Below are 15,466 nucleotides of genomic sequence, written 5' to 3'. Positions count from 1 at the left end.
CCTCACCCGGATCGCATCTTCGATGCGCTCCGACCTCTCCCTACGGGAGAGGTGAACCAAAGTCCTGAGCGCGCATCGATTCAACCAAATTCATCCTGCTCTAGCCATCAGGCAAATTTCGGATCGAGCGTGGTCGACCACAGCGCGACGTCGGCGCGGTCGCGCAGTGTCACCGTCATCTGGCCGGAGGCGCCGTCGATCTTGACGTGACCGAAGAACTGCATGCCGGCTGACGGCGGCAGATTCTGGTTGTCTTTGCCCGGTGCCTTGACGAAGCGCACCTCCGGCCCAAACGTGTTGTCGAGCGCGTTCGGACCGAAAGTGCCCGCATGCAGCGGGCCCGAGACGAATTCCCAGAACGGCTCGAAATCCTGGAATTGCGCCTTGTTCGGATCGTAATAATGCGCGGCGGCGTAGTGCACGTCCGCGGTCAGCCATACCGTGTTGCTGATCGGCGCCATCTTGATGAAGCGCAGTATGTCCGCGATCTCGAGCTCGCGGCCGCGCACCGGACCGTCGCCTTGCGCGATTGCCTCCGTGCCACCCTTTGGTGTGTCCGATACGATGAGGCTGAGCGGCATGTCGGAGGCGATCACCTTCCAGGTCGCACGCGAATTGAGCAGACCGCGCTTGAGCCAGGCGATCTGGTCGGGTCCGAGGAAGTAGCTCGCCGGTCCGTAATCCGTTTCCAGATTGGCGCCGTTCGGGCCGCGATAGCTGCGCTCGTCGAGCACGAACACGTCGAGATGTGGGCCGTAAGAGATCTGGCGATAGACCCGGCCCGGCTCATTGATGCTCTCGCGCATCGGATACATCTCGTGGAAGGCGCGGGCCCCGTGCGCGGCGAGCAGCGCGATGTTGCGCTCCTTGTAGATCGCCGGCAGCTCCTTCGAGAGCGACCAGTTGTTGGTGACTTCGTGGTCGTCCCACTGCACGAAGATCGGCACTTCCGCATTGAAGGCACGGAGATTGTCGTCGGTGAGGTTGTATTTGTGCGCGGCGCGGAACTCGTCCAGCGTCTCGGCGACCTTGGCCTTCTCCGGAATGGTCAGGTTCTTCCAGATCTTGCCGTCGGTGAGCTTCACCTCGGATTGGATCGGACTATCGGCGTAGATCGTATCGCCCGAGTGCAGGAAGAAATCCGGACGGTGCTTGCGCATCGCGGCGAAAGTGAACATGCCGCCGTCGTCGGGGTTGATGCCCCAGCCCTGGCCGGCGACGTCGCCGCCCCAGACGAAGCTGACGTCGCGGCGGTCGGCGGGCGCGGTGCGGAAGCGGCCGGTCACCGGCTCGCCCTCGACCGCGCCGTGCGAGAGATCGCGGAAGCGGACGCGATAGAAGATGTCCTGTCCGCCCGGCAGGTTCTCGATCAGCATTTTTGCGGTGAAGTCGCTCTCGGGCAGCGCCGCGATCGGCGGCAGCGCGCGGGCATCCCTGAACGTATCAGTCGTCGCCACCTCGACCAGCATCTGCGCCGGCCGGTCGGTGCGCGCCCACACCACGCCGCCGTCGACGGTGACGTCGCCCGATTGCACGCCATGAGTCACTGCCGGCCGGTCGGCCGCGCGCGACAGGTAAGGCATCGCGACTGCGCCAAGCGCGCCGGCGCTGGTGGTGAGGAAACGGCGGCGGGAGAATTTGATGTTCATGGAGGATGATTTCGAACTGGGATCACAGGAAGACTCGTCATTCCGGAGCGCGCCATCAGGCGCGAGTCCGGAATCCATTTCCCGTCGCGGATGCGGCGCCATGGATTCCGGGCTTGCGCGTTGCGCGCCCCGGAACGACGGTGAACGTATATTGAGACAATGTGACGCAGCAATAACGCGCAGGCGCTACGCGTTGCCGGCCGCTCTGAACTGCGCGCTCGCGCGTTGCAGGTTCTGCGGCAGGCTGAACAGCACCGCCTTGCGGTCGGCAACGGCCGCATGGAACTGGTCGAGTGCGATGTTGAACGCGGTGAGCGCAGCTTCCTCGATCGCGCCGTGATCGAAGCAGCGCAGCGTATCGCGCAAGATCTCGTCGGCCTCGGTTTGCATCTGATCTAGCTCTTCGGTGGTCTCGCTCTTGCGCGCAGCGGCAATCATGTCGAGCAGGCGGTCGCGCAAATGGCTGTTGTTGTCGCGCTCGTCCTTCTTCAGATAGCCCGCAAACCAGGCTCCGATCGAGCCCATGGCGGAGAGCGCCATCAGGCTCCACCAGATGTAATCGCTGTATTTGTCGAGAAAGGTCTTTTCCTCGCCGTCGACGAAGGCGGCGGCGCCGGGATGCACGGGGATCACCGCATCCTTGTCGGTGTCGGGCGTCTCGATCTTCGCTGCCAGCGGGAATTCCGTCACCAGTTGCTGGCGCACGGCGAAGAGCTGGCGCGTGAACGCCGCGATGGTGGTTTCGGACACACCTTTGCGCGCCACGATGTGGTGTGAGAAGCTGATCGTCTTGACCTCTTCGTCCGGACGATCGGGTGAGCCGCCGTAAGTGCCTGCGGGAATCTCCGAGGATTCGTAGACCGGATGGTTCTGCGCGATCGCGTCGGCGGAATCGATGGCGAGGAAGGTCGGCGTGCCACCCTCCCTGACCGATGCCGCGATCGCGTCCGCCGTGATCTTGCTGTTGACGGGACCGGCCGCGAGATAGACGTCGGCCTTCTGCGCCTTGATCGCCTCGGCAACCTCGTTGGCTGGGAATTGCACGATCTCGACCTTGGCGGGATCGACGCCGTATTGCTGCAGGATCACCTTGAGCAGGTTGACGTTGGCCTGGGTGCGGCCGATGACGCCGATGCGATGGCCGGCGAGCTGTGCGATCTTGGTGACCTTCGCGCCCTTCTTCTTGCCCTTGCCTGCTACGGCCCACAGCACCGCGACGTTCTTGCGCAGCGTCGCGACAGCCTGTGCGTTCTTCGGCACATCGAGGTCGCCGCGCACGATGGCAAGATCGACCTTGCCTTCAGCGAGGGCATTGGCGCTGGCGGTGGCGCCGTCGGTCTGGATCGGGCGCAGCCGCACCTGGCTCTTGTTCTGCGTGAAAGCCTGGGTCAGCGCCTGCACGACCTTGATGTCATCGCTGTTGGCGGGACCAACCGCGATCTTCAGCGTCACAGGCCGCATCGCGAAGTAGTAACCGCCGGCGAGCGCACCGACGATCGCAAGCACGAGCGCCAGAGACACGAGCGCGGTCTTCCGCGCCGCGGATCGCGGCGAAGGCGGAGAGGGCGTTTCGGCCAGGTTCAATCCCCCGGTCATCGATCTCCCAAACAGGCGCTTGAGGCTCAGTTTCATCTTGGCCGGCGATTTTCGCCGGCAATTGTAGCAAATTTCTTGTCCGGAGGGGTTACATCTCCGTCATGGTTAGCGGATCGACGAAATCGGCATGAACCGGGCCGCCGGCACGGTGTTAGGGTAAAGTTCCCCTGAACGACGGAGGCGATCATGGCAGAGCGGCTATCGGCGGAGGCGCGCAAGCAGGCGCTGGGCGCAATACCGGGCTGGGGCGAGATTTCCGGCCGCGACGCCATCGGGAAGACCTTTGTCTTCAAGGATTTCAGCCAGGCCTTCGGCTTCATGACCCGCGCGGCGCTGGTCGCCGAGAAGATGGATCACCATCCCGAATGGCGCAACGTCTACAAGACGGTGGAGGTGGTGCTGTCGACCCATGACGCCGGCGGAGTCACCGCGCTCGACATCGATCTGGCCAAGGCGATGAACGCCATCGCCGGCTGACAGCTGGGCGACACTTGGCTGACGTCTTGCAGGCCGCAGCCTCATCCCCATCTTGTGATCAGCAGGCGATGCGGCGATCCGTCGCTCCGCCTGAACGGGGAGTTTTTGAGCATGGCTGCCGAACACAGCGTCGGCTTCGAGCCCGCCGATCGGCTCGCGCAAGACCGGGAGGGCGTTCGCCGCCGATTCTGGCGCAAGCTGAAGCGCGTCGCCGCGCAACTGCCGTTCGCCGAAGACCTGATCGCCGCTTATTACTGCGCCTTCGACCGGCAGACGCCGCGCCATGTCCAGGCCTCGCTGCTCGGAGCGATCGCCTATTTCATCCTGCCATTCGACTTCGTCGCTGATGTGATGCCGATTCTCGGTTTCGCCGATGACGCCGCCGTGCTCGCCGCCGCCATCCGCATGGTCGCCGGTCATATCACGAACGAGCACCGCGCCGCCGCCCGTGCCGCGCTGAGGCGCGGGGTGGATGAGGCGGCGGAGTAAGCGTTGTTGGCAACGCGCCGTCGCCATATCCTCCGGCGTCGTCCTGGCGAAAGCCAGGACCCATTACCCCGTTCGGTAATGGTTGCGCACGCTGGTCACTCCGACTTTTCGCAAAACTCCACCCTGTGGTAATGGGTCCTGGCTTTCGCCAGGACGACGCAGAGAGAGGAGTGACGGCGCCACTACTTCTTTTCCCCCGCCCGCGCCTTCTCCGCGTCCCATGCCTGGAATTGCTTGAACAGCGCTTCCTTGTCCGCATCGGACACCTGCGCGGCCGCCGGGCTCTGCTTCAGGAATGCTTCGAAGCGCTGGCGCGTCACCGGTTCGACGCCGTGCTTGTCGAGCCATTGCTGCGCCACCGGCAATCTGTTCCAGCCCGACAGCGGCGCCGCGAGCGAGACCTCCTTCCACTTGGGATGGAAGGGCGGGTTCTGCAGCGTCGGAAATTTCGTGAAGAACGCGTCCACGAACAACGCAAGCTTGCGATAGCGCTCGGTATTGGGCCCCCAATTATACGCCGCAAGCACCGCAGGGACTGCAATTGTGTCGACGCTCTCGCCCTCCCTGATCAGGTTCGGATAGTCCTTGGCGGTCAGCGTTGCCGGCAGATAGTCGCTCTGGAGCGGCTTTGCATAGTCGACTTTCGCGAGATGGAAACGGCCGTCATTGCCGAAGGTCGAGACCGACTTGTACGGCTTGCCGCCGACCACGATGACGGCGTCGATCTCGCCGGCCTTCAGCTTCTCCATCGCGATGCGCTGCTCGACATAGACGAATTTCGCCTTGATCCCGAGCCGCTCGAACACGGTGAGCGCCGTGACGAAGGTACCGCCGTTCGGCAGGTCCACGCTCACCGTCTTGCCTTCGAGGTCTTTGAGCGTCGCGACCGATCTCGGCGCGATCACCTGCATCTCCTCATTGTAGAGCTTCGTGACGTAGGTGAACTGCTTCTTGATGTCCTTGGCAAAACCCTTGCGCTCGAGATAGTCGAGCGTGTCGGCGCGCACGATGCCGAGATCGACACCTTGCAGGAACAGGATGTCGGCGACGCTCTGCACCGAGCCGCGGCCGACGATCGGCAGCACGCGGATCTTGTTGCCATCGTCGAGCACGGAAGCGAGATCGGCGCCGAATTGCACATAGGTCCCGCCGATCGTGCCGGTGATCAACGTGACCGTGTTGGCGTTCAACGCCTGCTTGGTCGAGGTCGAGCCGAACTGGAAGATGGCCTTCAGGCCGTCCGAGACCTTGGCCGGATCGTATTCGGTCTGGTCGGCGCGTGCCGCAAAGGCACAGATCGTCATGATGGCGGCAAGCGCCATTCCCAAAGCGTTACGCATGATGTCCTCTAAAAATGACTAGTTCTGAAGCTGGACAAGGCGCTGCCGCGCCTCCGTCGATCCGAGTGCCGCGGCCTTCTGGTACCACTCGCGCGCGGCGGTCGCGTCGGCGGCGATGCGCCGCGCGTCGCTGGTGCCGAGCACGGCCGGGTCATAGGTCTGCGCCAGCAGGAACGCCGCCGTGGCATCCTGTGCATTGGCCGCGCGTTCGAGCAGCAGGCGGGCTGCAGAAATGTCGCCAACCCCCAACAGGCCCTTCGCGCGCGTCATCAGCCCGGCCAGGGTGTCGGCGTCGAGCGTCTTGGCCGGCAGAGGAGGCGCAGGCGGCGGCGCCACCGGCGCGGGCTGAGGCACAGGCGTCTGGGCTTGCAGCGCGGTCTGATAGGCGGTCGCGATCGCTTCGCGGCTCGGCGTTGACGGTGCAGGGAGATCCTGCGCGTCAGCGCTCGCCAGCCTTGCGTCGGTCACATGCGCCGGATCCTTGCGCGGGCTCTGCGGTACGGCCAGCGCGTTGGCCGAGGCCACCACCTGCTCCAGCGCGACACCCACCGAGCCACCGGCATCGAAGATGCCGCGAAGGTCGGACTGAAACAGCGCGGCCAGAACTGCCAGGGTGGATGCGACGAGAACGGCTGCCAGAACGCCCGCAAGAACACGCGGGACAATTCTGACCCGGGGACGCAATTCCAGCGGGGTATATTCGTCCGGGTCCGGAGCACCGAGCGGATCGGACAGGAACAGTGGAATTGGATCGTCCGGTGACAGATCGAGCCGTGCGGCGCGCGCACGGATGTAGGATGCGGTGGACGGATGTGATGCGGCTTGATCGGAATCGAATGCCCTCGATTCCCTGGACGGACGAAAGGCCGTCGTCTCCATGGTGATGCTCCCCAAGACTGACACGACGCGGGGCATACCGGTTTCAGTTTTTTTGTTGTTGTCCAGGAGCGCCCAGCAAACTGGAACCGGTAAATCGCAGTTTGAATCAGTCCAAAAAGCGACGGCGATTGGGGCGAATCGGGAAAAATTTGGGTTTGATTCGGGCGAGGTTGCGGAATGCACCGCAATTTTGCCAGCGGTGGTTGAGGGGACCTTACCAAGTGGCGGCGTGCGAGCGGGGTGCCATCAACTCAGCTGTCATGCCCAGGCTTGACCGCGGCATCCAGTCGCCGCGGCCTGTCGATCAATCGCAATCGTCTCGGAGCGCTCGATCGCCCGGTCAAGCCGGGCGATGACAGTTGAGTGTGTCAGCCTCGTGATGACACTGTCATCACGGGTGCAGAATCACCTTCCCCATCGCCTGACGTCCCGCGAGCACCTTCAACGCGTCCGCGGTCTGCGCCAGCGGGAAGGTGCGGTCGACATGCGATGAGATCTTGCCTTCCGCCGTCCACTTCACGAGCTTCTCCAGATTGGCGCGGTTCTTGGCCGGGTTGAGCCGGGTCCAGGCGCCCCAGAACACGCCGCGGATGTCGCAGCCCTTCAGCAGTGCGAGGTTCAGCGGCATCTTCGGAATGTCGCCGGCGGCAAAGCCGATCACGAGGAAGCGGCCTTCCCAGGCGATCGAGCGCAGCGCCTGCTCCGCATAGGCGCCGCCCACGGGATCGAAGATGATGTCGACACCTTTGCCATCGGTGAGCTTGCGCAAGCCTTCCTTCAAATCTTCCTTGGCGTAGTTGAGCGTCAGCTCTGCGCCGTGCGCCCTGGCGAATTCGAGCTTCTCGTCCGACGAAGCGCAGGCGATCACCTTCAGGCCCATCAGCTTGCCGAGCTCGCAGGCAGCAAGGCCGGTGCCGCCGGCTGCGCCCAGCACCGCGAGCGTCTCGCCGGGCTTCGGGCTCGCGCGATCTTCCAGCGCATGCAGCGCGGTGCCGTAGATGATGATGATGCCGGCCGCGCGATCATAATCGAGATTGTCCGGAATCTTCACGATCGATGCCGCCGGCAGCGCGATCTTCTCGCGTGCGCCGTTGTGGCCGCAGGAGGCGACGACGCGATCGCCGATCTTCAGGTCGGTGACGCCAGCGCCGATGCTCTCGATCACGCCGGCGACCTCGGCAGCCGGCGAGAACGGGAACGGCGGCTTGATCTGATACTTGCCCTGGATCATCAGGATGTCGAAGAAGTTCAACGCCGCCGCCTTGATCGCGATCACGGCTTCGCCGGGCCCCGCCACCGGATCCGGCACGTCAGCCAGAACGAGATCGTCGGGCTGGCAATATTGCGAGCAGAGGATGGCTTTCATGGCGGCACCTGTAGCGTTTCGAGTGGAATTATAGTTGGCCCGGTTTTGCCGGATTTGGACGCGGGCGACAATCCGGATTTTTTGCCAAAGCGACGCGCCGGCCTATCCTCACGTCATTGCGAGTCATCGGGCCGCGCTTCGCGCGGACCCGTTGGCTCGCAATGACGGAGTGTGTGGCAACAGCGAGGATTCAAACGATGTTTGAAACAAGCCTGCTCAAGGACAAGCGCATCCTCATCACCGGCGGTGGCTCGGGCCTCGGCGCTGCGATGGGTCGTCGCTTCCTCGCGCTTGGCGCCGAGCTCGCGATCTGCGGTCGCAAGCTCGATCGGCTCGAGGCACCGGCGAGTGAGATGCGCGCACAGACCGGCGGCAAGGTCACGACCATCGCCTGCGATATCCGCGACGGTGCGGCCGTCGACAACATGATGGATCAGATCTGGCGCGAAGCGCCGCTCGATATCCTCGTCAACAACGCCGCCGCGACCTTCATCGCGCAGAGCGAGCATCTCTCCTTCCGCGCGGCGGATGCGATCCTCGCGCCCACGCTGCACGGCGCGATGTATTGCACGCTCGCCGCCGGCAGGCGCTGGATCGAGGGCAAGCATGGCGGCGTCGTGCTCTCGATCCTCTCGACCTCGACCATCACCGGCCGCGCCTTCACCGTGCCGTCGGCGATGGCGAAGTCGGCGGTGCTGGCGATGACCAAAAGTCTCGCCGTGGAATGGGGTCCGAAGGGCATCCGCACCGTCGCCATCGCGCCGGGACCATTCCCGACCGCCGGCGCATCGGGGCAGCTCCGCCCCGAGGGCCGCGACGAAGGCTGGGCCGCGCGCAACCCGCTCGGCCGTACCGGCGAGCATGGCGAACTTGTCGATCTCGCCAGCTTCCTGGTCTCGGACCGGGCCGGCTATATCAATGGCGAGATGGTGGTGATCGACGGCGGCGCGCATTTGCGCAGTTCCGGTGCCGAGGACCTGCTCGGCTGGAGCGAGGCGCAATGGGCAGAGCAACGCGCCGCGCGATCCAAGGCTTAGTACTGACAAACCCGCTAACTGCCTTCCCAAATTGGACTTTCCCGGTTATCCCTGCCCGGGGACAAAACGCGGCCGGGCCATCTTCCAGTCACAATATTGAGGGAACCACTCCAGCATGTGGCGGGTGCTATCTTTCGTTTTGATGATCGGCATGATGACGTGCGGGGTCGCCGATCTCGCGCGGGCGCAGACGGCGCAACCGGCGCCCAAGTCTGCTCCAAAAGAGGCGACACCGAAGCCAGCCGCGCCGTCGGCCAATACGACTGCCAATACCCACGCAAAGACGGCTGCAAAGCCAGAGAGCAAACCGGCCGCCCCGACCGCGGCGGTTGCGGGCGGCGCGGAGCCGACCCTGATCGGCCAGTTCGGCACCTGGGGCGCCTATTCGGCCACGCCCAACGGCAAGAAGGTCTGCTTCGCGCTGGCCAAGCCCTCGTCGTCGAAGACCAACCCGCCGAACCGGCCGCGGGATCCCGCCTATGCGTTCGTGTCGACCCGGCCGGCCGAGAAGGTCAATAACGAAGTCTCGGTCATGATCGGCTATGCGCTGAAACCGGGCTCGGAATCGACGGTCGAGGTCGGCGGCGCTGCTTTCGCCATGTATACTCAGGGCGACGGCCTCTGGATCAAGAACGCGGCCGAGGAGGAGCGGATGGTCGAAGCCATGCGTAAATCCGCCGATCTCGTGGTCAAGGGAGTCTCGGCCAAGGGCACCGAGACGACCGACACGTTTTCGCTCAAGGGCCTCGCCCAGGCGCTCGACAAGATCGCCCAGGACTGCCGGCGGTAAGGCTGCGGGCGATAAGGTCGCAATCGGCTGTTCCGGTTGCTATATAGGGGTTATCCCAAAGGTGCTGCCGTCATGGCCGGGCTTGTCCCGGCCATCCACGCGCTGGCTCCGGGCGGGAAAGAACGTGGATGCCCGGGACAAGCCCGGGCATGACGAGACAGCAGCAATCTCAGGCAACCGATGACCGAGCCGCACAACGCAACATTGGTGGAGAAGACTCCGCTCGAAACCTATGTGCCGCCGGCAAAACCGTCGCTGATCGGCCTGTCGCGCACCGAGCTCGCCGATCGCCTCGGCGAGATCGGCGTTGCACCAGCGCAGCGCAAGATGCGCGTGCAACAGCTGTGGCACTGGCTCTATTTCCGCGGCGCCCAAAACTTCGACGAGATGACATCGATCTCGAAAGGCATTCGCGCCGAGCTCGCGCAGCATTTCACGGTCGACCGGCCCGAGGTCGTGGCCGAACAGATCTCCAACGACGGCACGCGGAAATGGCTGCTGCGGCTGCCGAGCGGCGACAATGTCGAGAAGGCGCATGAAGTCGAGTGCGTTTACATCCCCGAGACCGATCGCGGCACGCTCTGCGTCTCCTCGCAGGTCGGCTGCACGCTGAACTGCGCGTTCTGTCACACCGGCACGCAGCGTCTGGTCCGCAATCTCACCGCCGGCGAGATCGTGGGACAGGTGATGGTCGCACGCGATCGCCTGAATGATTGGGCCGATCGCGAGGACGGCACGCGCCGCGTCACCAACATCGTGATGATGGGCATGGGCGAGCCGCTCTACAATTTCGACGCGGTGCGCGATGCGCTGCTGATCGTCGGCGACAACGAAGGCATCGGCATCTCCCGCCGCCGCATCACGCTGTCGACCTCGGGCGTGGTGCCGAACATCGTCCGCGCCGGCGAGGAGATCGGCGTCATGCTCGCGATCTCGCTGCACGCGGTGCGCGACGAGCTGCGCAACGAGCTGGTGCCGCTCAACCGCAAATATCCGATCAAGGAGCTGCTGCAGGCCTGCCGCGATTATCCCGGTGCCTCGAACGCGCGCCGCATCACCTTCGAATATGTGATGCTCAAGGGCGTCAATGATTCGCTCGATGACGCGAAGCTGCTGGTGAAGCTGCTCAAGGGCATTCCGGCCAAGATCAATCTGATCCCGTTCAATCCCTGGCCCGGCACGGCATATGAATGTTCGGACTGGGACCAGATCGAAAAATTCTCCGAATACATCTTCAACGCCGGCTATTCCTCGCCGGTGCGCACCCCGCGCGGCCGCGATATCCTCGCCGCCTGCGGCCAGCTCAAGTCGGAGACGGAAAAGCTCTCGGCCAGGGAACGCCAGGCGCTGCGCGCCATGGCGATGACGGACTAGCGGATCATGCTCGCGCTCTCGCATCCTCGTCATTGCGAGGAGCGTAGCGACGAAGCAATCCAGACTGTCTCCCCGGACGCATCTCTGGATTGCTTTGCTTCGCTCGCAATGACGGTCACGATGGCTTTGGCGTCATGTCCCTGATCGGCCGCCTCGTCGTCATCTTCATCGGCTTCCTCGCCGCCTGTTTCGTCGGCGGCATGATCGTCGTCGTCGCGCTGCTGTTTCCGGAATTCGCTGATCTCGGCGCAGGTCCCGTCGATCAGGGCACGATCGACATCCTGCTCGGTTTCGGCTTCATCTTCGTCTCGGGCTTTGCCTTGGTGCCGGCGGCGGTGATCGTCGCCATCACCGAAGCGCTCTACATCCGCAGCGCGCTCGCTTACGCCGTCGGCGGCGGCCTCGTCGGGCTCGCCTGCTATCTCGGCCTCGTTCCCTTTCACGCCGACACGTTGCAGTTCGAGGGCATCGTGCGGCGCCACCTGGAGATCATGACCGGAGCCGGCATCGTTGCCGGCGTGGTCTACTGGTTGATCGCCGGCCGGAACGCCGGCGCCTGGCGCGATCCGCCGCCCCCGCGCCGGCCGCCCCCGCCGCTGCCGTCGAATTCAAGGCCGGATGCGCTGTGATTGCGCTTGAGTTGGATTGAGGCGAAGCAATGCGCAACATACTCAGTGTCGTCCCGGCCTAGTGCGCAATTGCGCACGGGGGGCCGGGATCCATACCCCCTGGGAGAAGTTGTTGCAGGGAGCTGGTAACCACTAGTCTCCGTCAAACCGCTCCCTGTGGTTATGGGTCCCGGCCTTCGCCGGGACGACACCGTGGAGGCATAGCGCTCGGGCAAAATCGCGCTCGCTTGCGGCACCGACTCCGGGGTTTCCATCCCCGCCCCACTCCGCTAAACCGCGCGGCATGAACCGGACTGGACTCTTCGTCGCCCTGGCGCTGTGGCTCGTGATCGGCCTCGTCTTCGGCCTCTATCCCGAGCTCGATCTCAAGCTCGCCTCGCTGTTCTTCGATCCCCAGACCAAGACCTTCCCGCTCAAGCTGAACGGCTGGGCCAGCTTCGCACGTGACGCGGCGATGTGGGTCGCCTGGGCCTTTGCATTGCCGTCGCTCGTCGCGCTCGTGGTCAAGATGGTCCGGCCCGACCGGCCGCTGATGGTGTCGGGGCGCGCGATCATTTTCCTGCTGGTGACGCTGACGATGTCGGCCGGCATTCTCACCAACCTGACCTTCAAGACCTATTGGGGACGTCCGCGTCCGGTGGTGGTGACGGAATTTGCCGGCGACCAGCAGTTCGTGCCGTGGTGGGATCCGCGCGGCGGTTGCGCGCGCAACTGCTCGTTCTTCTCGGGCGAGGGCGCGACTGCGTTCTGGACGCTGGCGCCGGCCGCGCTGGCCCCGCCGGCATGGCGGCCGCTCGCCTATGCCGGAGCGGTTATCTTCGGCGCTGTGACCAGCGGGCTGCGTATGGCCTTCGGCGGACATTTCTTCACCGATGTGGCGATTGCCGGCCTCGTCAGTTTCGTGGTGATCTGGTTTGCCTACGCGCTGATTTACCGCTGGCCGCCGACCCGCTTTTCGGACGAGGCGGTCGACGCCGCGCTGACCCGGCTGAACTGGCCCGCCTACCAGCTCCGCCAGCGCCTGTTCGGCCGCAAGACGGGTCCCGAGCCGTCGATCTGAGCCATTAAATGGGTGCCGAGGCGTGCGAAATTTGATATTCGCGCGGTCAAACCCGCCCTGACATCAGCCCTTGTGACCCGATTGGAAGCGCCATGACCACCATCCTGAAAAGCCTGCCCAAGGGAGAGAAAGTCGGCATCGCTTTTTCGGGCGGGCTCGACACCAGTGCGGCGCTGCTCTGGATGAAGCAGAAGGGCGCGCGCTGCTACGCCTACACCGCCAATCTCGGCCAGCCGGATGAGGCCGACTACAACGAGATCCCGCGCAAGGCGCAGGAATTCGGTGCCGAGAAGGCCCGGCTCGTCGATTGCCGCACGCAGCTCGTCCACGAAGGCATCGCCGCGATCCAGTCGGGCGCCTTCCACATCTCCACCGGCGGCATCACCTATTTCAACACCACCCCGCTCGGCCGCGCCGTCACCGGCACGATGCTGGTCGCGGCGATGAAGGAAGACGGCGTCAACATCTGGGGCGACGGCTCGACCTTCAAGGGCAACGACATCGAGCGCTTCTACCGCTACGGCCTGCTCACCAATCCCGGTCTGAAGATCTACAAGCCCTGGCTCGACCAGCAGTTCATCGACGAGCTCGGCGGCCGCGCCGAGATGTCGGCGTTCATGACGGCTCAGGGTTTTGCCTACAAGATGAGCGCCGAGAAGGCGTATTCGACCGACAGCAATCTGCTCGGCGCGACGCACGAGGCCAAGGATCTCGAGAGCCTCGACAGCGGCATCAAGATCGTCAACCCGATCATGGGCGTGCCGTTCTGGCGCGACGACTGTGCCGTCAAGCCCGAGAAGGTCGTGGTGCGTTTCGAGGAAGGCCAGCCGGTTGCGCTCAACGGCCGGACTTTCTCTGATCCCGTCGCGCTGTTCCTCGAAGCCAACGCCATCGGCGGTCGCCACGGCCTCGGCATGAGCGACCAGATCGAGAACCGCATCATCGAGGCCAAGAGCCGCGGCATCTACGAAGCCCCCGGCATGGCGCTGCTGCACATCGCCTATGAGCGCCTCGTCACCGGCATCCACAACGAGGACACCATCGAGCAGTACCGCATCAGCGGCATGCGTCTCGGCCGTTTGCTGTATCAGGGCCGCTGGTTCGACTCGCAGGCCCTGATGCTGCGCGAGACCGCGCAGCGCTGGGTCGCGCGCGCTGTCACCGGCGAGGTCACGCTGGAGCTGCGCCGCGGCAACGACTATTCGATCCTCAACACCGAGAGCCCCAACCTCACCTATGCGCCGGAGCGGCTCAGCATGGAGAAGGTCGAGGACGCCGCCTTCACGCCGGCCGACCGCATCGGCCAGCTGACCATGCGCAATCTCGACATCGCCGACACGCGCACCAAGCTGAAGCTCTACAGCGACACCGGCCTGCTCTCAGGCAGCGAAGGCTCGCAGATCTTCCGGCTGGAGAGCGACAAGGGCTGAGATTCTCGTAGCCTGGATGGAGCGCAGCGAAATCCAGGAATCTTGCCGCTCGTCGAGAACCCCGGATTACGCTGCGCTCCATCCGGGCTACCATCGATTCCGGGAGGGGGTTGCTTCGTTCGTCATTGCGAGCGAAGCGAAGCAATCCAGACTTCATCCGCGACGGCACTCTGGATTGCTTCGTCGCAAGAGCTCCTCGCAATGACAGAAACAAAAATGGCCGGGATCGCTCCCGGCCATTTGCGTTTGTGGTCCCGTCTCAGCGCGGCGGCGCGGTGCCGGGCGGGGGCGGCGGCAACGAGGCCTGGCCGCCGTTGAGCAGCGGCGTGATGCGGCGGATGGTGACGCGCCGGTTGATCAGGCTCGGCCCTTGCGTCTGCTCCTTCAGATACTGCTCGCCGTAACCCTGCGACGTCAGGTTCTCCGCGGGTACATTGAACTGCTGCGTCAGCAATTCGGCCGCGGACTGCGCACGACGGTCCGACAGCGACAGATTGTCGACGTCGTTGCCGACCGCGTCGGTGTGTCCCTCGATCAGGAACACCTCGCGCGGGTTGCGCTGGATCGCCTGGTTGAGGCCGTCGGCGATCACCTGCAGCCGGGCCGCCTGGTCCGGCGGGATGGTCCACGATCCCGTCTCGAAGTTGATCGTGTTGACGTCGATGCTCGGCATCTGCATGCGAACATTGGGGCTGTAGCGGATCTCGTCGAGCGAGTAACGCCGTTCGATCCGCTGCACCGGCGGTGCCTGCATGGTCGCGTAGATCACGTCCGGCGACGCCTCCTCGGCATCGACGATGTAGCGATCATAGGGAATGTTCACGACCGGCGGCGGCACGTCGACATAGAAGCCGCCGACCGCGCGCGGATCGCGGTAGCTGTTGTCGATGATGACGATCTCGCGCCCGCCGGGATCCCTGCGGATTCGCCGCAGCAGCGAACCGTCTGCACCGACCACGGTGATCACCTCGCTGCCGTCGGGACGGACCACGACGGTGCGGGTTTCGCCGCCGATAGTGTCGGTGCGGATGTCGCGGGCGCCGTAGCGGAAGCGATAGAGATCGTTGCCGCGGACATAGGCCTGCCCGCCCGGATCGCGGATGATGATGCGGTCCGGCTCGGTGTAGACCGTGCGGCCGCCTTCAATGACCTCGCGCCGCTGGTTGTGGAGGTCGGCGATGGTGGCGCCGATCACGGCGCCTGCCACCACGCCTGCACCGACCGCGAGCGGCGTCAGGTCACGCTGTGGCGGACGCGGCGGTGGCGGCAAGGGTGCTGCGACCGTCGGTGCGGCCCGGAAGGCCGGCGCAACCGTGGGCGGAGCGTATTGTGCCCGGTTCGGCGGCGGCG

14 protein-coding genes are annotated in these 15,466 nt (G+C 64.6%); 8 read left to right on the top strand and 6 right to left on the bottom strand.

The features are described from left to right. Positions 1-107: 107 nt before the first annotated feature. The gene (locus CWO91_RS24810; protein WP_130217139.1) at positions 108-1,649 is read right to left on the bottom strand and encodes an alkaline phosphatase D family protein; all 1,542 of its coding nucleotides are present in this window, start codon (positions 1,647-1,649) and stop codon (positions 108-110) included. A 186-nt stretch (positions 1,650-1,835) separates the two neighbouring features. Then, positions 1,836-3,281, bottom strand: coding sequence for a TAXI family TRAP transporter solute-binding subunit (locus tag CWO91_RS24805; protein ID WP_130217137.1), 1,446 nt, complete (start codon positions 3,279-3,281; stop codon positions 1,836-1,838). Between the two features lie 150 nt (positions 3,282-3,431). Here CWO91_RS24805 and CWO91_RS24800 point away from each other — a divergent pair, with 150 nt between their 5' ends. Continuing rightward, positions 3,432-3,722 carry a 4a-hydroxytetrahydrobiopterin dehydratase gene (locus CWO91_RS24800; protein WP_130217135.1) on the top strand — a complete coding sequence of 97 codons (291 nt, stop codon included), beginning with the start codon at positions 3,432-3,434 and terminating at the stop codon, positions 3,720-3,722. 111 nt (positions 3,723-3,833) lie between these two features. After that, positions 3,834-4,211 carry a YkvA family protein gene (locus CWO91_RS24795; protein WP_165405682.1) on the top strand — a complete coding sequence of 126 codons (378 nt, stop codon included), beginning with the start codon at positions 3,834-3,836 and terminating at the stop codon, positions 4,209-4,211. Between the two features lie 182 nt (positions 4,212-4,393). Here CWO91_RS24795 and CWO91_RS24790 read toward each other — a convergent pair whose 3' ends face one another. The 3 genes from CWO91_RS24790 to CWO91_RS24780 all read right to left on the bottom strand — a co-directional run bounded on the left by CWO91_RS24790 (position 4,394) and on the right by CWO91_RS24780 (position 7,796). Continuing rightward, positions 4,394-5,551: a TAXI family TRAP transporter solute-binding subunit gene (locus tag CWO91_RS24790; protein WP_130217131.1), complete on the bottom strand. Its 1,158-nt coding sequence runs from the start codon at positions 5,549-5,551 to the stop codon at positions 4,394-4,396. Positions 5,552-5,569: 18 nt separating this feature from the next. Continuing rightward, positions 5,570-6,430, bottom strand: a complete 861-nt coding sequence (locus tag CWO91_RS24785; RefSeq protein WP_130217129.1) for a hypothetical protein — start codon at positions 6,428-6,430, stop codon at positions 5,570-5,572. A 391-nt stretch (positions 6,431-6,821) separates the two neighbouring features. Further along, positions 6,822-7,796, bottom strand: coding sequence for an NADPH:quinone oxidoreductase family protein (locus CWO91_RS24780; protein ID WP_130217127.1), 975 nt, complete (start codon positions 7,794-7,796; stop codon positions 6,822-6,824). 197 nt (positions 7,797-7,993) lie between these two features. Between CWO91_RS24780 and CWO91_RS24775 the strand changes: the two genes are divergently transcribed. The 6 genes from CWO91_RS24775 to argG all read left to right on the top strand — a co-directional run bounded on the left by CWO91_RS24775 (position 7,994) and on the right by argG (position 14,116). Continuing rightward, positions 7,994-8,833, top strand: coding sequence for an SDR family oxidoreductase (locus CWO91_RS24775; RefSeq protein WP_130217125.1), 840 nt, complete (start codon positions 7,994-7,996; stop codon positions 8,831-8,833). A gap of 115 nt (positions 8,834-8,948) precedes the next feature. Continuing rightward, entirely contained in the window at positions 8,949-9,623 is a 675-nt protein-coding gene (locus CWO91_RS24770; RefSeq protein WP_130217123.1) for an invasion associated locus B family protein, read from the top strand. Between the two features lie 180 nt (positions 9,624-9,803). Continuing rightward, complete coding sequence (rlmN, locus tag CWO91_RS24765) at positions 9,804-10,997, top strand: 23S rRNA (adenine(2503)-C(2))-methyltransferase RlmN (protein WP_130217121.1); 1,194 nt, start codon at positions 9,804-9,806, stop codon at positions 10,995-10,997. Between the two features lie 134 nt (positions 10,998-11,131). Then, on the top strand, positions 11,132-11,626 hold the full coding sequence (locus tag CWO91_RS24760; RefSeq protein WP_130217119.1) for a hypothetical protein: 495 nt from the start codon (positions 11,132-11,134) through the stop codon (positions 11,624-11,626). Between the two features lie 283 nt (positions 11,627-11,909). Then, positions 11,910-12,686 (top strand): phosphatase PAP2 family protein, encoded by a 777-nt coding sequence (locus tag CWO91_RS24755; protein ID WP_130217117.1) that lies wholly within the window; start codon positions 11,910-11,912, stop codon positions 12,684-12,686. Positions 12,687-12,778: 92 nt separating this feature from the next. Beyond that, complete coding sequence (gene argG, locus CWO91_RS24750) at positions 12,779-14,116, top strand: argininosuccinate synthase (protein WP_130217115.1); 1,338 nt, start codon at positions 12,779-12,781, stop codon at positions 14,114-14,116. Between the two features lie 259 nt (positions 14,117-14,375). Here argG and CWO91_RS24745 read toward each other — a convergent pair. Further along, the coding region (locus tag CWO91_RS24745; RefSeq protein ID WP_245471352.1) for an OmpA family protein at positions 14,376-15,466 on the bottom strand (1,091 nt) is incomplete at its 5' end.

The organism is Bradyrhizobium genosp. SA-3, from assembly GCF_004212635.1.
GTDB lineage: Bacteria > Pseudomonadota > Alphaproteobacteria > Rhizobiales > Xanthobacteraceae > Bradyrhizobium.
This window is presented reverse-complemented; position numbering and strand designations above follow the sequence as displayed.